This window comes from Nocardioides koreensis (assembly GCF_039531775.1).
GTDB lineage: Bacteria > Actinomycetota > Actinomycetes > Propionibacteriales > Nocardioidaceae > Nocardioides > Nocardioides koreensis.
Genome location: NZ_BAAAQR010000020.1, coordinates 21,112 through 39,035 on the forward strand (window position 1 = coordinate 21,112; position 17,924 = coordinate 39,035).

General features: G+C 72.2%; 17 protein-coding genes. 6 read left to right on the plus strand and 11 right to left on the minus strand.

Translation table 11 applies throughout. From position 1 onward, the window contains the following. Positions 1-10 precede the first annotated feature (10 nt). Positions 11-259: a hypothetical protein gene (locus ABD268_RS22505; RefSeq protein ID WP_344158118.1), complete on the plus strand. Its 249-nt coding sequence runs from the start codon at positions 11-13 to the stop codon at positions 257-259. Here ABD268_RS22505 and ABD268_RS22510 read toward each other — a convergent pair. Both ABD268_RS22510 and ABD268_RS22515 read right to left on the minus strand, forming a co-directional pair. Continuing rightward, positions 208-3,147, minus strand: coding sequence for a helix-turn-helix transcriptional regulator (locus ABD268_RS22510; RefSeq protein ID WP_344158121.1), 2,940 nt, complete (start codon positions 3,145-3,147; stop codon positions 208-210). The genes ABD268_RS22505 and ABD268_RS22510 overlap by 52 nt on opposite strands. 80 nt (positions 3,148-3,227) lie before the next feature. Then, positions 3,228-3,851 carry a winged helix-turn-helix transcriptional regulator gene (locus ABD268_RS22515; protein ID WP_344158124.1) on the minus strand — a complete coding sequence of 208 codons (624 nt, stop codon included), beginning with the start codon at positions 3,849-3,851 and terminating at the stop codon, positions 3,228-3,230. A 105-nt stretch (positions 3,852-3,956) separates the two neighbouring features. Here ABD268_RS22515 and ABD268_RS22520 point away from each other — a divergent pair, with 105 nt between their 5' ends. After that, entirely contained in the window at positions 3,957-5,408 is a 1,452-nt protein-coding gene (locus ABD268_RS22520) for an MFS transporter (protein WP_344158127.1), read from the plus strand. 70 nt (positions 5,409-5,478) lie between these two features. Here the strand turns inward: ABD268_RS22520 and ABD268_RS22525 are convergent, their stop codons facing one another. The 3 genes from ABD268_RS22525 to ABD268_RS22535 all read right to left on the minus strand — a co-directional run bounded on the left by ABD268_RS22525 (position 5,479) and on the right by ABD268_RS22535 (position 7,104). Beyond that, complete coding sequence (locus ABD268_RS22525; RefSeq protein WP_344158130.1) at positions 5,479-5,667, minus strand: hypothetical protein; 189 nt, start codon at positions 5,665-5,667, stop codon at positions 5,479-5,481. 251 nt (positions 5,668-5,918) lie between these two features. After that, positions 5,919-6,440, minus strand: coding sequence for an RDD family protein (locus tag ABD268_RS22530; RefSeq protein WP_344158133.1), 522 nt, complete (start codon positions 6,438-6,440; stop codon positions 5,919-5,921). A 73-nt stretch (positions 6,441-6,513) separates the two neighbouring features. After that, positions 6,514-7,104 carry a dienelactone hydrolase family protein gene (locus tag ABD268_RS22535; protein ID WP_344158136.1) on the minus strand — a complete coding sequence of 197 codons (591 nt, stop codon included), beginning with the start codon at positions 7,102-7,104 and terminating at the stop codon, positions 6,514-6,516. 61 nt (positions 7,105-7,165) lie between these two features. On the opposite strand from ABD268_RS22535, the gene ABD268_RS22540 reads away from it, so the two are divergent. Next, complete coding sequence (locus ABD268_RS22540) at positions 7,166-7,741, plus strand: ArsR/SmtB family transcription factor (RefSeq protein ID WP_344158139.1); 576 nt, start codon at positions 7,166-7,168, stop codon at positions 7,739-7,741. Between the two features lie 6 nt (positions 7,742-7,747). Here the strand turns inward: ABD268_RS22540 and ABD268_RS22545 are convergent, their stop codons facing one another. Then, positions 7,748-8,557 carry an MBL fold metallo-hydrolase gene (locus ABD268_RS22545; RefSeq protein WP_344158142.1) on the minus strand — a complete coding sequence of 270 codons (810 nt, stop codon included), beginning with the start codon at positions 8,555-8,557 and terminating at the stop codon, positions 7,748-7,750. Between the two features lie 236 nt (positions 8,558-8,793). Between ABD268_RS22545 and ABD268_RS22550 the strand changes: the two genes are divergently transcribed. Then, positions 8,794-9,021, plus strand: a complete 228-nt coding sequence (locus ABD268_RS22550) for a hypothetical protein (RefSeq protein WP_344158145.1) — start codon at positions 8,794-8,796, stop codon at positions 9,019-9,021. A gap of 16 nt (positions 9,022-9,037) precedes the next feature. On the opposite strand, the gene ABD268_RS22555 is transcribed toward ABD268_RS22550, so the two are convergent. From ABD268_RS22555 to ABD268_RS22570, 4 genes are read right to left on the minus strand one after another with little or no spacing between them, the layout of a single operon-like run. Continuing rightward, positions 9,038-10,705 (minus strand): ATP-binding SpoIIE family protein phosphatase, encoded by a 1,668-nt coding sequence (locus tag ABD268_RS22555; protein ID WP_344158148.1) that lies wholly within the window; start codon positions 10,703-10,705, stop codon positions 9,038-9,040. Between the two features lie 39 nt (positions 10,706-10,744). Beyond that, complete coding sequence (locus ABD268_RS22560; RefSeq protein WP_344158151.1) at positions 10,745-12,424, minus strand: SulP family inorganic anion transporter; 1,680 nt, start codon at positions 12,422-12,424, stop codon at positions 10,745-10,747. A gap of 42 nt (positions 12,425-12,466) precedes the next feature. Continuing rightward, complete coding sequence (gene galE / locus ABD268_RS22565; RefSeq protein ID WP_344158154.1) at positions 12,467-13,486, minus strand: UDP-glucose 4-epimerase GalE; 1,020 nt, start codon at positions 13,484-13,486, stop codon at positions 12,467-12,469. Between the two features lie 42 nt (positions 13,487-13,528). After that, complete coding sequence (locus tag ABD268_RS22570) at positions 13,529-14,047, minus strand: hypothetical protein (RefSeq protein ID WP_344158157.1); 519 nt, start codon at positions 14,045-14,047, stop codon at positions 13,529-13,531. Positions 14,048-14,158: 111 nt separating this feature from the next. Here ABD268_RS22570 and ABD268_RS22575 point away from each other — a divergent pair, with 111 nt between their 5' ends. After that, a complete protein-coding gene (locus ABD268_RS22575) occupies positions 14,159-14,704 on the plus strand; it encodes a DUF1269 domain-containing protein (RefSeq protein ID WP_344158162.1) in 546 nt (181 codons plus the stop codon). A gap of 58 nt (positions 14,705-14,762) precedes the next feature. Continuing rightward, complete coding sequence (locus ABD268_RS22580) at positions 14,763-16,157, plus strand: M15 family metallopeptidase (RefSeq protein ID WP_344158165.1); 1,395 nt, start codon at positions 14,763-14,765, stop codon at positions 16,155-16,157. 35 nt (positions 16,158-16,192) lie between these two features. Here the strand turns inward: ABD268_RS22580 and ABD268_RS22585 are convergent, their stop codons facing one another. Continuing rightward, a complete protein-coding gene (locus ABD268_RS22585; protein WP_344158168.1) occupies positions 16,193-17,740 on the minus strand; it encodes a hypothetical protein in 1,548 nt (515 codons plus the stop codon). Positions 17,741-17,924: the final 184 nt, after the last annotated feature.

Below are 17,924 nucleotides of genomic sequence, written 5' to 3' on the forward strand. Positions count from 1 at the left end.
GGAGCGCGAGATGCGCACGACCTTCGCCCCGATGGGGCAGCAGACCGTCCGGTTCGCCAAGCAGTACCGGCGCGAGGAGGTGCGCACCGCGGCACGGTCGCCGCGCGACGTCGGCCGGCTTCGACACGCCTGGACCGCGGCGCTCGGCCGGCTCCTGCGTACCGGTCCCGCCCGGACCGAGTCGGAGCCGCACTTCCTGCCCAGCTCTCACGAGGGGGACATGTCACCCGAGGGAAGCGTGACCAGACCGGCCTTGTAGGCAAATGCCGCCGCCTTGGTGCGCGTGGTGACGTCGAGCTTGACGAGGATGCGCGACACGTGGACCGACGCGGTCTTGGGGGAGATGAACAACGCCTCGGCGATCTCGTCGTTGGACCGACCGGCGGCGACGTGGCGCAGCACCTCCAGCTCCCGCTCGGTGAGGCGCGCCAGCGGACCGCTCGTGGGGCGAGTGGAATCGGGAGGACGGGCCAGGGGGATGCGCGCGCCGCGGGCCAGGTCGACGACCGCGTCCCGCAGGGGCGCGGCGCCCAGCCGCTCGGCAATCTGCCACGCCTCGCCCAGCGGCGCCTCGGCCGAGTGCCGGTCCCCGGCGCGCACGTGCGCACCGGCCAGCCGAAAGCATGCCCAGCCGGTGCTGGGGATGTGACCCAGGTCGAGCCAGGTGTGCCGCACCTCGGCCCAGGTGTCGGCGGTGTCGGTGTGCTCGGCGCGAGCGAGGTCGGCGCGCGCCTGCCGCTGGAGGGCCGTCAGGAAGGGACCGTCGCTCGGCAGAGCCTCGAGCGCTGCCGTGACCAGGGCGAGGGAGTCCCGAGCCGGCGGGGCGCCCAGGTCGGCACGGTCGCCCTCGACCCGGGCGGCCAGCTCCGCGGCGCCCCACAGCATCGCGTCGGTCTCGATGCCGGGATGTGAGAGCAAGGGGGCCAGGAGCCGGTGTGCCTCGTCATGGTCACGGCGAGAGGCCGCCACCAAGGCACGGCACCTGCGCACGGCATAGCGGACGACGGCCCACTGGGACTGTTCACTCGGGCCGAGGCTCTCCCAGGCCGCGTCGGCCAGCCGGGCGGCCCGGTCGAGCTCCCCGCGGTGACAGGCGAACACCGAGGTGTCGGCGGCCACGAACGTCCGGGTCAGCCATTCGTCGACGTTCAGCTCCGCGCACGTGCGCAACAGCGACTCCGCGCGGGCCCAGTTACCGGTCGAGGTCAGCCACTCAGCGGTCCGTAGCGCCGACTGGACCCACTCCGCCGGCGCCAGGGACGGGTCCGGCAGGCGGGCCAGTGCCCTCTCCAGCTGTGCCACCCCGGCCTGCAGCTTCCCGGACAGGGCCAGCACGTTTCCACGGACGTCCTCCAGGCCCAGGTAGTCGACGAGTCCCACGCACGACTCCAGGCCTGAGTCACACACGGCCAGGGCCTCGTCGTGCCGTCCGCGGCTGGCGAGCTGGTAGGCGACGAGTCCGCTGTTGAACGAGATCTCGGCCGAGCCGCCGACCTCGCGGCTCACCTCCAACGCGCGAGCGAACAACCGGTACGACAGGGCAGGGTCGCTCCAGCGCACGTACCAGGCGAGTGCGTTCAGCCCTCGCGACAGCAGAGGCGCCGGTGGCTCGGCCAGCAGCGCGGTCGCCGACGGAAGCGCGGCGGCGTACAGCCCCGGGTCGGCGGTGTCGCCGAGCACGTCGCGGATGTCCCCGGCCGCCATCGCGAGGTAGAGGCGCCGCAGCGGCGGAGCGGTGGGATCCCCCCGAGTCCGATCGAGCTCGCCCTCGAAGATCGGCGCGCACTCGGCCAGTCGGTCGGCGCTCTGGAGGGCGTCGGCCAGGTCGACCAGGAGGTCGTCTCGCCCCCGTCCGGCGACGACGGCGGCGTCCGGGACCCGCTCCCACAGGTTCCAGGCGCGCAGCAGCAGGTTGCCGGTACCGGCGCCGTCCCCCATCCGGTTGGTGACTCGGGCCGCCGTGAGCGCTGCCCTGAACGACGCCGTGTCGTCGTCGGTGGCGGCCCAGTGGTGGGCCGCCGCGACGAGCAGCCGTGCCTCGTCGTGGTGGTGTCGAGGGTCGCAGAGGACCTCTCCCCAGCCGTGGTGCCCGCGGAGCCGCTCGGCCGGGGACAACGTCTCCTCGGCCGCGGCGCGCAGCAGTGGGTGGGCGAAGGTGAACTCACGCTCCTCGGTCCGGTACCGCAGCAGCCCGACGTCGAGGGCGTGGTCCACGGCCGCGTCGAAGCGCGCCTCGGGCGCGGCGTAGACGAGTCGGAGGAGACGGTGTGCCAGGTGGCCGTCGCCGAGCGCGGCCAGCTGGACGAGCCGCAGCGTGTCCGGGTCGAGCCTCTGGATCCGGGCCAGCATCGGTGAGACCACGAGGCCGAGCCCGTGGTCGTCGAGCCCGGCGGCGACCAGCTGCTCGGTGAGCAGCGGGCTGCCCTGACCGGCGGCGACCAGACGCTCCACCTGCTCCTGCGTCGCCGTGCCCGACGTGAGGTCGGTGACGAGGGCGGCGGTGTCCTCCCTGCCCAGGACGTTCAGCGGGATCCTGTCCACACCGTCGAGGGCGGTCACGGAGTCGACCAGCTCGGTGACGGCCGGGTCGGAGGCGGGGTCGTGGGTGCGGACCGTCACCACCACCAGCAACCGGCTGGAGCGCACCACGCGCGCCAGGTAGCCGATCAGGTCCCGGCTGGCGGCGTCGACCCACGGGAGGTCGTCGATGACAAGCCAGACCAGCCGTTCGACGCCGAGCCACTCGATGGTGCTCGCGTACGCCGGGAGGATGCGGGCCGCTGTGGCCTCCGCGTCCGCCTCCGGCCCGAGGTCAGGGCACAAGGGGGCGAGCGCGGGGGCGTAGGCACCCGCGGCCGAGCGGACCCGGTCGGCCCCGGCGTCACGCACCAGCGTCCGGAGCAGATCCGCGGCCACGCCGTACGGGATCTGGCCGCCGGTCAGCTCGATTCCGTATCCCAGCCCCACGACGTCCGCCGGGTGGTGGTGGACCGCGAGCGCCTCGGCCACCAGACGGCTCTTGCCCAGCCCCGCATCGCCCTCGATGACCACGACCGTGCGCTCCCCGGAGCGAGCACGCTCCGCGGCATGTCCCAACCGACCCAGCTCGGCGTCGCGCCCCACGAGCCGGCTCGCTGCCCGTGTCATGCCACCAGAGTGCCCCGTGTCGGGCGGCACCGCCACCGCCTCCACGGGCAGCGTGGTGCGGTAGCCGGCGCGTTGCCGGCCTACGTCGCGGCGGGCAGGTCGACCCGCGCGGGAGCGACCGCGACCAGCTGCTCGAGCAGGGCGCGGTCCCCGGTCACCGTGACCGCGTCGAGGCGCCGGTTCACGAACATGTCGTAGATCGAGGCAGCATCCGCCTCCACCACGACGTCCGGGTCGTCGACGGGCCCGCGCCGGACCTCCCCGTCGACCAGCGAGGCGACCTCGGCGTCGACGCGGAACTCGAAGCGCCCGGAGGGCGCCAGGTGGGCCAGGACGATGTCCATCGCGTTGGCCATCCAGCCCTCGAACAGCCCGGACTCGGGCGTCGGCGGGCCGAGCGACCGCGCGCCCCAGAGCGCCAGCTCCCGGACGGCCGGCCGCAGCTCGCGCCCGTAGTCGGTGAGCTCGTAGACCTTGGACGCGGCCGGCGGCGGCAGGGTGCGTCGGGTGACGACGTCCGCCTGCTCGAGGTCGCGCAGGCGCGCGGCCAGGATGTTGGTCCCGATCCCGGGCAGTCCTTCGACCAGGTCGGTGTAGCGCTTCGGGCCGTGCATCAGCTCGCGCACCACCAGGAGCGCCCAACGGTCCCCGACGAGGTCCAGCGCGTGCGCGATCGGGCAGTACTGCTCATACCGCTTGCTCATACCGAAAGAGTACTACTCGCTGACTATTCACAACAGAACGCTTGCAAAAAAGAAGTTACGGAGCCTACGGTCGTTCTATCTACTACGAAATTGAAAGGAACGACGATGGTGCACACCGACCGGCGCAAGTGGCTGGCCCTCGCGCTCCTGTGCGTGGTCCAGTTCATGGTCGTCCTCGACATCGCGATCGTGAACGTCGCCCTGCCCTCCATCAAGATCGACCTCGGCTTCTCGCAGGGCGATCTGCAGTGGGTCATCAGTGCCTACGCCCTCGTCTTCGGCGGCTTCCTGCTGCTCGGTGGTCGCGCCGCCGACATGCTCGGCCGGCGCCGGGTCTTCCTCGCCGGCATCGTCGTCTTCACCGCGGCGTCGCTCTTCGCGGGCCTGGCCTGGTCGGAGCCCTCGCTCATCGCCGCACGCGCTTTCCAGGGCCTCGGCGCTGCGATCATCACGCCCGCTGCCCTGTCCATCCTGTCGACGACCTTCGTCGAGGGACGCGAGCGGAACATCGCGCTCGGTGCCTGGGGTGCGGTCGGTGGCTTCGGCGCCGTGGCCGGCGTGCTGCTCGGGGGAGTCCTGACCGATGCGCTGAGCTGGGAGTGGATCTTCTTCGTCAACGTCCCCGTCGGCGTCGTCGGCTTCGTCCTGGCGCCCCTGCTGCTGCAGGAGAGCCGCGACGCCCGCGTCCGGCGGTTCGACGTGCCGGGCGCGGTGCTCGTGACCGGCGGGCTCTCCGGGGTGGTCCTGGCGATCACCGAGGCCAGCCGGCACGGGTGGCTGTCGACGCAGGCGGTCGCCGTGTTCGCGACCTCGGCGCTGATGCTGGCGGGCTTCGTCGCCTGGGAGCTGCGCCACTCCGAGCCGCTGATGCGCTTCGGGATCCTGCGGACCCGGACCGTGAGCGGAGCGAACGTGGCCGGCTTCATCCTGGGGACGGCGCTGTTCTCGATGTTCCTGATGCTGACCCTCTACATGCAGCAGGTGCTGGGCTACTCCGCCATGATGACGGGCGTCGCCTACCTGGCGGTCGCCGGTACGGCGATCCTGTGGTCGGCCGTCGCCGGCCAGCTGGTGACCCGCGTGGGGGTCAAGCCGGTGCTGGTGATCGGGATGGCCATGCTCACCGCCGGCCTGGTGTTCTTCACCCAGGCGCCGGTCGACGGCTCGTACGTGCGTGACCTGCTGCCGGGCTTCCTGGTCCTCGGCGTCGGGATCGGCTTCTCGTTCGTGCCGATCTCGATCGCGGCGCTGGCCGGTGTCCGTCCGGCCGAGGCCGGGCTGGCGTCCGGGCTGATCAACACCTCGCAGCAGGTCGGTGGCGCGCTCGGGATCGCCCTGCTCTCGACGATCGCGACCTCCCGTAGCGAGGACTCGCTCGCGTCGGGTGCGATCCCGCCCCAGGCGCTCGTCGACGGCTTCTCCGCCGCCTTCCTGGTGGGTGCGGTCGTCGCCGGCGTCGGGCTGCTGGCCGCGCTCACCCTGATCCGGCGAGACGAGCTGGAGGCCCCGGTCCCGGTCGCGGTGGACGACGACGAGGGACTCCTCGACGCCGCCTGACCGGCGAGTCCTGCCCACCCGCGGAGCCGCGTCGACCTGTCGGCGCGGCTCCGGCTCGTCAGCCCTGCTGCTACGTGGGGTCGTCCGGAAGGAAGCTGGCGACGTTCTGGAGCAGCGACACGACGGCCGTGATCAGGGCCGCGAGGCACGCGTAGCAGAACGTCGTCCAGTACCCGGTCGACAGCACCACGGTCCCGGCGCCGGCGCTCGGAAAGGCGGCGGCGAGACCGAGGATCAGGGTGCGTAGTGCTCGCAGCACGGCGAGCTTGAACTTGTCAGATGCCCGTTCGTCGGGTGAGCTCCCGATACCAGCCGACGTTGATCCCATGGCGACTTCCTCCCCGAGTGGGCGACGGAGCCCTGTGGTCACAAGGCGCCGCAGCCTCTTCCGAGCATCGCCCCGGAGGAGGGCGTTGGGAATGACTCGGAAGTCCCACGACTGATGACCGATGGGTAACATGCAGTCGGGCATCTCGCCTCTTGACGGAGTCGCGCGCACACCCAGTCAGGTCACTGCGGCTGGTTCAGCACCACCGTGTGCACGATCTTGTCGGAGAACGTCTGGCGCTTCGCGTCCCACAGCGGCCACAGGTACCCCAGGTAGAGGGGCAGCGTGTCCACGATGTGCAAGAGGTACCGCACGAAGGCCATGCCGGCCCCGATCGGCTCGCCGGACCGCTCGCCGACGAGCTTGATGCCCAGCACGCCCTTGCCGATCGAGTAGCCGGTCCGGCCCGCCCGCAGGCAGGTGTTCCACACGAACACCGCCAGGGACAGCAGCGCCCCGATGACGACCAGGGTCGTGGCCAGGGCGTCGTTCCCGCCCGAGGACGAGACGATCAGGCCGATCCAGGCCGGGAAGTAGGCGACGGCGACCAGGAGCGCGTCGATGAGGTAGGCGCCGACCCGCTTGATCCAGGCCGCGTACGGGTTCGGGGGCTGCGTCGGCAGTCCGTAGGGATTGGTCGACTCCCGGATCCGGTCGATCGGGTCCCGGTCCGGCTGGTGCGGGGTCGTGCCCGGGTTCGACATGGTGTCCCTCCGTGCCGGCGGCTGGTCCGGTGGTGCCCGGCCGCTCCAACCTAGGGACCGGCGCGAGCCGCGGTCATCCCCCGACGTGGGGGTCTTGGCCGAGGAGGTCGAGCACCCGCTGGGTCACCAGTGCGGTGGCCTCGGCGTCGTACGACGGCAGCGAGCTGTCGGTGAAGAGGTGCTGGTCGCCGGGGTAGACGAACAGCTCGGCGTCCTCGACCTCGGCCACGAACGCGCGGGCCGCGTCGATGTCGCCCTCGAGGGCGAAGAAGGGGTCGGCGTCCATCCCGTGCACCTGGGCCGGCACCCCGGCCGGCCAGCCGGTCCCGAACTCCGAGGGCGGCACGAACGACTCGAGCAGCACCGCCCCGCGGGCCCCCGCGCGGGTCTGCGCGAGCCGCTGCGCGGACATCACGCCGAACGAGATCCCGGCGTACACGAGGGCCGTCGGCAGCTCCTCGGCCGCCCGGTCGGCACGCTCGCCCAGCGCCTCGAACCCGACCTGCTTGGCGTAGCCGAAGCCGTCCTCGATGCTGTCGAAGGTGTGCCCGTCGAAGAGGTCGGGCGTGTGCACGGTGTGTCCGGCGGCCCGGAGCTCGTCGGCGAGGGCGATGACGCCGGGCGTCAGTCCCTGCACGTGGTGGAACAGCAGTACCTCGGCCATGTGGTGGCTCCCCGTTGCTCGTATGACGTCTATTGATCCGTCATCCTAGAATGATCCAACTATGTCGATCAATAGCGAGTTCCCGGACTACGAGCTCGACGAGCGCATCGTGCTGACGTCGCCGGCAGAGCTGCGGGCGATGGCCGACCCGCTGCGCTCCACCCTGCTCGACCTGCTCCTCGAGCGCGCGGCCACGGTCTCGGAGCTGGCCGCCGCCGTCGGCCGGCCCAAGAGCACGGTGGCCCACCACGTCAACGTGCTGGTCGACGCGGGACTGCTCAAGGTGGTGCGCACCCGCCGGGTGCGGGCGATCGACGAACGTTTCTACGGGCGCACGGCTCGGGCATTCTACGTCGGCAAGGTGCCGCTGGAGCAGGTGACGCCGCCGCCGTGGACCAACTACCTCGCCGATGCGGCGGCCGAGTCGGAGTCGGCGTACCGCGCCGACACGATGTGGGCCAACCACCGCCACGCCCGGATCACCCGCGAGCGCGCCAACGAGTTCTGGCAGCGCATCGACGAGGTCATCCGCGAGTTCTCGCAGCTGCCGCGCCAGGGCGACACCGTCTACGGGCTGGTCGTCGGCCTCTACCCGACCGACCACCCCACCCTCCCCGAGGCGGACCGGGCTCCCTAGGGCGGCTCAGGCGGGCGCGGCCGGCTCGAAGCCGGCGAGCAGCTCCTCGAGCGCCTTCTGGTCCGGACCGACGTACGGGTCGGCGAGCGGGGCGACCGCCAGCATGTCGAGGCAGGCCGACGTACCTCCGACGACCGGCGGGAGGTGGGAGCTGAGGATCACGTCGGGATCCATGGCCCGCAGCGGCTCGACGGTCCGCATGTAGGTGTCGCGGTCGGCGACGTGGATCCAGGGGCTGTCCACGGTCGCCCAGAGCAGCTGCGCCGAGCGGAGCTCGTCGGCCTGGACGTCGCGCACGTCGTCGCTCTCGGCGAGGTCCGGGCTGCTCATGGGTGCTCCGAAGCAGTCCGAGGCGACGCAGGTGCCCGAGTGCGGGTCGAAGAAGCCGACGGTGGCCGGGCTGTCGAACAGCGGCGGACGGAACGCGGTCAGCGTCCGGTCACCCACGTCGAGGGTCTGGCCGGGGTTGATCAGGTACAGCCGGTCCATGGGCAGCGGCCGCTCGGTCGACATGATCCCGGCGCTGATGAAGGTGGTCACCACGCGAGCTCGCGGCGCGGCCTCGAGCAGCTCGAAGAGGGCGCCGGTGTGGTCCCGGTCGGGGTGGGTGAGCCAGATCCAGCGCACGTCCTCCGGGTCGACGACCGAGCCCAGCAGGTCCATGAAACCTCGCTCGGGCAGGCTCATGCCCGTGTCGACCACCACGGGCTCCGCGGCATGGAGGACGAAGGCGTTGACGGGGAGGAACCCGATCGTGGGGACGGGGAGGTGGTCGTTGAGGACGGTGACGTCGGAGTTGAGCTGATGGATCTGCATGGGGGCTCCTGGGATTCGATGCGGAATCCGGGCCGCGGCTTCGAAGCCGAGAAACTGGGGGCCGCGACGTGGGCGCCCGCCGACAGGATCCGCGGCGGGCGTCGTGCACACGTCAGGGGTGGTCGCGTTGCCACAATTTCCCATCCACGATCCTCACGACCACCGGCGACGTCAACCGTTTCGGCGGCAGGACGATCGGGCATCCTCCCGGTTGACGGGGACGATCGGAGGTCTTGATGCTGTTCTCGTGGAGTCGTACGCCGTGTGCCCAGTGCGGTGCCTCGGTGGAGCGTGACGCCGTCGGGTCGCACACCTGCGACCCCGTCCGGAGGGTCGACTTCCAGGTGCTCGCCATGGGATCGGCGATCGCGGCCTTCGACACCGACCTCCGTGACTACCTCACCGGCAACGAGGGCCGCTTCGAGGCCTGGCTGGCCGCCCGCGAGGTCCGCCGGAGCGCCTGACCGTCGCAGCCCCCGGTCACCAGGGGAGACGGGCCCAGACGGTCTTGCCGTCCAGCTCCTCACGCACGCCCCACTCGTCGCAGATCGCGTCGATGAGGTGCAGCCCCCGGCCACCCGGGGAGTCGAGGTCGGGATCGGTCAGGGACGGGAGCCGGTGACCGCTGTCGAACACCTCGACGAGCAGGGAGTCGTCCGAGGCCTCGAGCGTGACCCGGACCGGGCTGTCACCCTGCCGCACCGCGTTCGTGACCAGCTCCGACAGCACCAGCAGGGCGAGCTCCTGGTGCTCGGTCGCCATGCAGCCACCGAGCCACCCCTCGGCCCAGGAGCGGACCAGCGGCACGGACATGGCCTGCGCGGGCAGCGACCGCGTGGCCCGGTTCGACGCCCCGGTCCGCGGGGGCACGTGCGCCGCCAGGACGGCGACGTCGTCGCCGCGGCTCCCGGCGGGAAGCAGGTCGAGGGCGGTGTCGAGGACGCGCGCGGGGGCCGGGGTCGCCGGCAGCGTCTCCAGCAGGGCGCCGAGCCGGGTGATCCCCTCGTCGATGTCCCAGGTCCGCGTCTCCACGAGCCCGTCGGTGTAGAGCAGGACCACCGCGTCCGGGGGGAGGTGCGTGCTGCGCTCCTCCCAGCGCTGCGCCGCGCCGAGGGGTGGCCCGGTCTCGACCGCGACGGGCTCCAGGGTGGCGCCCGTGTCGCTGAGTCCCAGCACGACCGGGGGCAGGTGCCCCGCCGAGGCGACGGTGACCAGCCGGGCCTGGGTGTCGAGGTGGACGACGAGGACCGTGGCGAGCAGGTCGCCACCGAGCCGGTCGAGGTAGTCGGCGGTCCGGGCCAGGATGCCGGCCGGCGGATGTCCCTCGCAGGCGGTGGCGCGTACGACGGTCCGCAGCTGGCCCATCAGCGCCGCCGCCTCGACGTCGTGGCCCTGCACGTCGCCGACGACCAGGAACATCCCCTCGTCGACCGAGATCGCGTCGAACCAGTCCCCGCCCACGTGCACGCCGGGGTCGCCGGTGCGGTAGCGCGCGGCGAGCTCGACCCGGCCGATGTGGGACGGGATGGACGGCAGCAGGCTGTTCTGGAAGACGAGCGCGACCGCGCGCTCCTCGGCGAGCTCACGCTCGCGCTGCTCGTCGAGCCGGCTGCGGTCGATCGCCAGGGCCACGGTCCGCACCAGGACGTCGCTGAGGGCGAGCTCGCCGGGGCTGGGATGGTGCGGGGCCGGGTGGTACATGGCGAAGGTGCCGAGCACCCGGCCGCCGACCCCGATGATCGGCGTCGACCAGCAGGCCCGGAGCCCGGCGCGGAGGGCGAGGTCGCGGTAGTCGTCCCACAGCGGGTCAGTCTCGATGTCCTCGACGATCACCTGCCTGCGCCGGTAGGCCGCCGTACCGCACGAGCCGACGGAGGGCCCGATCTCCTCACCGTCGATGGCCCGGTTGTAGAAGGCGGGGAGGCTCGGTGCGGCGCAGTGCCGAAGGTGAAGGCCGGACTCGTCGATGAGCAGGATCGAGGCGAGCAGCTCGCCCGACGAGACACGCTCCACCACACGCAGCAGCGACTCCAGCGCGTGCGGCAGGGTGCGCCCCGACACCACACCCGCCAGCAGCTCCAGCTGGGCGGCGAGCAGCAGGGCCTCCCGGTCCTCGCTCGCCCGGGGGGACGGTGTGCTGAGACTCATTGCCCATCGACTGTACGCCGGGCCGTGAGGCCGCGCGGGTCACTCGTGCTCGGTGCACCACTGGTGATAGGCCTCCACGGCCGTCGGCAGGGTCGGGAACAGGTGGTCCTCGCCGATGCGCTCGAGGAGGCCGGTCGGGGCCAGCTCGTCGCGCAGGTCCTGCTTCATGCGGGCGAGGGCGAACACGATGCCCCGGCCGGCGAGGTCCGCGCGCAGCGACTCGAGCGCGTCGACGGCGGTGATGTCGACCTCGATGATGGCCTCGGTGTTGAGCACGAACCACCTCACCGGCGTCTCGGACGCGGTGACGGCGGCGCGGGCCCGGTTCCGGAAGTCCTCGGCGTTGGCGAAGAAGAGCGGGGAGTCGTATCGGTAGACCATGAGTCCCGGGACCAGGCTGGCCTCCGGGTAGTCGTCGACGTCGTGCATCCCGGCGACGTCGGGCACGAACCCCTCCACCGCATCGTGCGGCCGCGCGACCCGGCGCAGCAGGTCCACGATGGAGAGCCCGACCGCGACCAGCACGCCCTGCAGGACCCCGACGACGAGCACCGCGACGGTGGTCGCCACCGCGATCAGGAACTCGCTGGTGCGGAACCGGGCCAGGCGCCGGAACTCCGCGACGTCGACCAGCCGCACCGCGGCGTACACCACCACTGCGCCGAGCGCGGCGGTCGGGAACGCGGCCAGCACCGGCCGCGCGAGGAGGAGGGCGAGCACCGTCGCGGCCACCGTGACCAGGCTGGTCAGCTGGGTGCGACTGCCGACGGCGTCGCCGATCGCGGTCCGGCTGCCGCTGCTGCTCACCGGGAAGCCCTGCATCAGCGAGGCGCCCACGTTCGCCGCGCCCAGCGCGAGCAGCTCGCGGCGCGGGTCGATCCGTACGCGCTGCCGGTCCGCGAAGGCCCGCCCGGTCAGGACGTTGTCGGTGTAGGCGACCAGCGCCACGCCCAGGGCGGCGGGCAGCAGCGACACCACGCCGTGCGCGGAGACCTGGGGGAGCGAGGGGACCGGCAGCCCGGCCGGGATCTCGCCGATGACCGTCACGCCCTTGTCCCGCAGGTCCAGCACCGAGACGGCGGCGGCGGCGCCGAGCATGCCGATCAGGGCCATCGGGGCCCGACGGAACAGGACGCTCCCGACCAGCATCACGGCCAGGGTCACCAGGCCCAGCGTGAGCGTCGGTCCGTGCGCCTCGTCGAGGTGCGGGACCACCTGGCCGACCTGGTCGCGGAAGCCTTGCGCATCGACCGGTACGCCGGTCAGCTTCCCCAGCTGCGAGGCGATCATGATCCCCGCGACGCCCGCCATGTAGCCGATCAGCACGGGGCGGGACAGCAGGTCGGCGAGGAACGCCAGCCCGCCGAACCAGCCGAGCAGGCAGTAGCCGGCCACGACGAGGCACAGAGCCGCCGCGAGGTCGGCGTACCTCGTCGACGACGAGGCCGCCAGCGGCGCGATCGCGGCGGCGGTCATCAGCGCCGTCGTCGACTCCGGCCCGACCGACAGCTGCGGGGACGTGCCCACCAGCGCGTAGAGGAGGAGGGCGCCCACCGACGCCCAGATGCCCACCACCGCCGGCAGCCCGGCCACTTCGGCGTAGGCCATCACCTGCGGGATCAGGTACGCCGTGATGGTGATCCCGGCCAGCACGTCGCCGCGCAGCCACCGTCGCTGGTAGCCGTGCACCCACGCGGGCAGGGGCGGTCGCGGGACCATGACGCTCACGCTAGGGGATCAGGTCGGGCCGGACCCCCGGGTTCAGGCGTCCGGGTAGCCCTGCGGGTTCGCCGACTGCCAGAGCCACACGTCGGCGCACATGTCGTCGATGCTGCGCTCGGTGCGCCAGCCGAGCTCCTCGTCGGCGCGGGTCGGGTCGGCCCAGTAGGCGGGCAGGTCGCCGGCGCGACGTCCGACGAACTCGTGGGGGATCTCGCGGCCGACGGCGCGCTCGAAGGCGTGCAGCAGCTCCAGGACGCTGGTGCCGCGACCGCTGCCGAGGTTGAAGGCCCGGGCCGGGGTGGCCATGGCGTCGACGTGCTCGAGTGCCGCGACGTGGCCGGCGGCCAGGTCCTCGACGTGGATGTAGTCGCGCTCGCAGGTGCCGTCGGCGGTGGGGTAGTCGTTGCCGAAGACCGAGAGCTTCTGGCGGCGCCCGACCGCAACCTGTGCGATGAAGGGCATCAGGTTGTTGGGGATCCCCTGCGGGTCCTCACCGATCGCCCCGGAGGGGTGCGCGCCGACCGGGTTGAAGTAGCGCAGCAGCGCCACCCGGAGGTCCCCGGCGGCCGCTACGTCGGAGAGGACGTGCTCGATCATCACCTTGCTGCGGCCGTAGGGGCTGGCGGCCGAGAGCGGCTCGTAGTCCTCGCGGTACGGGACCGGCGCGTGGTCGCCGTACACGGTCGCGGAGGAGGAGAAGACGAGGCGGTGCACGCCGTGCCGCCGCATCGCGTTGACCAGCGAGAACGTGGCGCCGATGTTGTTCGCGTAGTACTCCAGCGGCTTCGCCACGCTCTCGCCCACCGCCTTGAGGCCGGCGAAGTGGATGACCGCGTCGATCTGCTCGCTGCCGAAGAGCTGGTCGGTCTTCTCGGTGTCGGTCAGGTCGAAGCCGTGCACCGGGACGTGGGTGCCGGACAGCTCCTCGAGGCGTCCGACGACGCTGGGCTTGCTGTTGGAGAAGTCGTCGACCACGAGCACCTCGTGCCCGGACTCGATCAGCTTCAGGACGGTGTGGGAGCCGATGTAGCCGGTGCCGCCGGAGACCAGAACACGCATGCGGGCCATCGTAGGGGCGGACGTCCCGGCGGCGGCGCGCAGTCAGTGCAGGAGCGTCTTGAGCGCGATCATGACGAGGCCGAAGGCCCCGGCGACGGCGGCCGAGGCGACGCGCTCGAGCCCGGTGAGCTGCCCGCTGCGTCCCATCTGCCACCCGGCCAGGCACAGCAGCACGGTGCTGCAGACCAGCGCCGCGAGGATCGCGCTGTCGAGGCCGGTCCCGAGCTGGTACGCCGCCGTCATCACCACCAGAGGCAGGATCGAGGCCGAGACCATCTCCCAGCCGGTGGTCAGCTGGCGACGTATCTCCTGCCAGGTCGGCCGGCGACCGTCGTGGATCCGCTCCGCAACCAGCCGTGCGTACCGTTCGGCGCCCCAGTAGATGACGAGGGTGACCAGCACCGCGGCCGTCACCGCAGCCGCGGATCTCTCGTGGGAGGCGGCCATCACGGCGGCGCTCACGATCACGCCGTAGATGCCGGCGGCGGTGCTCTCCTCCGTGTCCCGCGTCAGCGAGGCGCGTGGGGGTCTCGACGGCAGGGACGGACCGTTGGCGGCCATGGTTGCGGACACTACGAAGCGGGCCGTCGAACGGGATCACCCATGGGGGATGAGCCGCTGCGGGCCCATCGCGGGTGGGATGGGTGCTGACCCAGACCCAGGAGGCACCAGATGGCCAAGCAGGAGAAGGACACGCTCTACGTGATCGCCGCGGCGTACGACGACGTCGACGCCGCCGTCGCCGACTACGAGGCCGTCAAGGCTCTCTACCGCGAGGTGAAGTCCTCCCACGACTTCGACGCCTCGGTGGTGGCGAAGGACGAGAAGGGCAAGGTCCACATCGTCAAGAAGCACGAGCAGCCGACCCGGCACGGCGCTGCCGTCGGGCTGGGCTGGGGCCTGGCGACCGGTGTGGCCGCGGCCCTATTCCCGCCCGTGGCGGTCGGGATCGCCGGCGCGGGAGCGGGGGGAGCGACGATCGGGGCCGTGGTGGGCCACGCGAGCGGCGGCATGTCCCGCGGCGACCTCAAGGACATGGGGGAGACCCTGGACGCCGGGCAGGCCGGCCTGATCGTGGTCTACGAGACCAACCTCGCCGACCAGATCGCGGCCAACATCAAGGCCGCCAACCGGATGGTCTCGCGGGCGACCGACATGGCCGCCGACAAGCTCGCCGAGGACCTGAAGGAGGCCCAGAAGGCGGAGGCTGCCACCTGACCGATGACGTCGGGAGCGCCGCCGGTCGGTAGGCCGGTGGCTGGGGCACAATGCCCGCATGCGACTCGGGCACCGCATCACCGCACTCTGTCTTTCTCTCGTCACGGTCGGTCTCGGCGTCCCGCCGGCGCAGGCCGAGGACCCGCCGCCGACCACGCTCACCATGAGCGGACGGGCGGCGTACGCGGACTCGAGCACCTCGCTGGAGCTCGACCTGGTCCAGAGCGACGACTCGACGCCGGTCGCGGGGGCGCCGGTGGTCGTCGAACGCCGTACCGACGGCAGCTGGGCGCAGCTCGGCACGGTGGTCACCGACGAGGGTGGGCACGCCGAGCTCGACGCGACGCTCGCCCGCACGGCACGCGACAACGTCTTCCGCGCCTCGTACGCCGGTGACGGGCTGCACGCCGCCTCGGAGACCGGGCCGGTCCAGGTGGGGCTGGTCCGGCGCAACAGCCGGCTGCAGCTCACCGGCCCGGACTCGGTCGTCGACGAGCAGCAGGTGACGCTCGCAGTCCGATGGAGGACCGGCAGCGGCGACGCGGTCGCGGGCCGCGTGCGCATCTTCCGGCGTGCCGGCGACGGTTCGTGGAGACGTGAGCTCACCGTGCGCACCGGCGCGGACGGGCGGGCCTCGTTCACCATCCGCCCGCGTACCGACACCCGGTGGCGGGCCGTGGTCACCGGCTCCGACTGGCTGCGCGGCGACACCAGTGGCGTGCACGCGGTCGAGAACCTGCCGCCCGGTGTCCCGGTGCGCTACCCGAGCAAGGCGCCGCACCCGCGGGTCCACGTCCCGCGGCAGCCGCACGCGGTCGGTGCCGGCCCGAACGTCTCGGTCACCCGGATCCCGAACCCGCTGTGGAACCGGATGACCGGGATCACCTGGCACCGGGGCTGTCCCGTCGGACGCGCCCAGCTGCGGCACGTGCGCATCAACTACTGGGACTACCAGGGCTACCGGCGCCGGGGCGAGCTCGTCGCCAACGCGGACGCCGCCGGCCGGATCGCGGCGGCGCTCGCCGAGATGTACGACCGCCGGCTGCCGATCCGGGCGATGTACCTCGTCGACCGGTTCGGGTACTCCAGCCGGGTCAAGGGCGGGGACGACTTCCGGTCCATGGCCGCGGGCAACACGTCGGTCTTCAACTGCCGCGAGGTCGTGAACAAGCCGGGCGTCCGGTCCCCGCACGCGTGGGGACGGGCACTGGACCTCAACACGTGGGAGAACCCCTACCGGTCCGCCCGCGGGACGGTCCCCAACACCTGGTGGCAGCCGCACTCGCACCGCCGGATCGCCTGGCGGTCGCGATCGCACGCCGTGGTCGCGATCATGGCGCGGCACGGGCTGCGCTGGACCTACGGTCTCGGCGACACCCAGCACTTCGACGCCATGTCGGGCAGCGGCCGGTACCTGGCGCGGCCGCTGGGTTGCGACGGCGTCTGCGAGTAACCGTGACCTCGACCTGACCGGGCCCCTCAGGCGGTCTAGCTGGCGCAGTGTTCCCACCAGATGCGGGCCAGGCTGCGTTCGAGGGGGTCGTCGCTGGTGACGGCGGCGACGACTTTCTGGTCGACCAGGTGGGTGCCGTTGGCGTCCACGATGCGCAGCAGCCCGTGCGGGGTGCGCCAGGCCCAGGCGGTGGTGCCGACCTGGGCGACGGTGTAGCCGAGGTGGGTCTTGGCCCGGTGGCTGGTCCGGGTGATGGGGGCGGCGTTGTGGTCGCCGGTCTGTTTCGGGGGTCCGGTGGGGTCGTAGGGGGTGGGGTGGTCCAGGTCGATGCGTTGTCGCATCCCGGTGACCCGGCCCGAGTGCGGGATCGCTTCGGCGGGCATCCGCAACCTCGCGCGGTGCCGGACCGCCTGGGGGAACTCGTAGCCGTCCACGGCGTGCCGATCGGCCAGGTCGACCACCGGCGTGACGGTGACCCGGGTGTGCGCCACCAGACCCACCACCTGTTCGAGCAGGTGCGGGCCGATCCCCTCCACGCGGGCGACGCCGGGGGTGCCGTCCAGCACCTCCTGGTGCAGGTGCACGAACAGCTGCACACTCGGCGCGAGCTTGGTCAGGTCGGCGGCCCGGAACAGGTCCAGCGCCTCCTGCGACAGCGCCGTGGAGCGGGACTCCGCCAGCGGGTCACCAGTCTGGACCTCCGGCTCGGGCTCCAGTTCCGGGGCCTGATCGATGTCGGCCTCGGGCTTTTCGACTTCGACGGACTCGGCGACCTCGAGGAGCAGCTGGAGGAGCTCGGCGGGGCGGGCCAGCCACCCGAACGCGAGCGCGCGGAGCTCGTCGCGGGTCAGGTCGGCCCCGGGGTCCTCGGGGCGCAGGTCCGGTCGGGTGGCGAGGATGTCGGCGACCCGGTCCACGGTGGCGTCGATCCAGACCGCGTCCCCGGCGGCGACCCGGGCGATCACCGTGCGCAGCCCGCGCTCGTCGGTCCGCGACAGCCCCACGTACCGGCGCCGCCGCTCCGCCGCCAGCTTCTCGGCGTGCCCGGCGACGTCGGCCTCGATGATCGCGGCCTCCGCGATCGCCAGCACCCGCCCCGCGGACAGCCGGCCGAGGACCGTCGCGACCGCGACGTCGACCAGCCCCACCAGCCCCAGCGGCAGGTCGCGGGTCTTGGCGGCGACCTTGCGGGCCACGAACGCGTCCCCGGCCAGCGCCTCCAGCCGGGCCCAGGTCAACGGCAGCCGGTGCCGCAGGTCCAGCACGTCGGCCACCAGCGCCCGGGCGGCCTGGGCGTGCACCTGCCGAGCGATCCCCAGCTCGTGGAAGCACAGCTCCCGCACCTTCGGGGTGCCCTCCCCGCCCACCGTCACCAGCCGGTCCGCGCCCGGCCGGCCCCGCACGAACCCCGGATCCTCCCGCGGATCCGTGGAGTGCAGGGCGGCCCAGTGCGCCGCGACCCGCAGGTCCTCCAGCTCCACCTGACGGCGCCGGACCACCAGCCGCTCGGCCAACGCCAACGTCTCCGCGGCATCCGCCGGCAGCGCGTCGAGGTCGGTGGCCAGGTCGGTGGCCAGGTCCATACCTGATTCTATCGAACGCATGTTCGAATCGACAAGAGTGATTCCGGGGATGTGGAATGTGATGTCTCAGGACATAGGTGACAGTTCTGCATCAGGACATTGGTGACACTTGATGTGTCAGGACTTCGGTGACGATTCGGGGTGCTTCGGACGCGGTCCTGATGGTCGGCCGTTGCCGACGTAG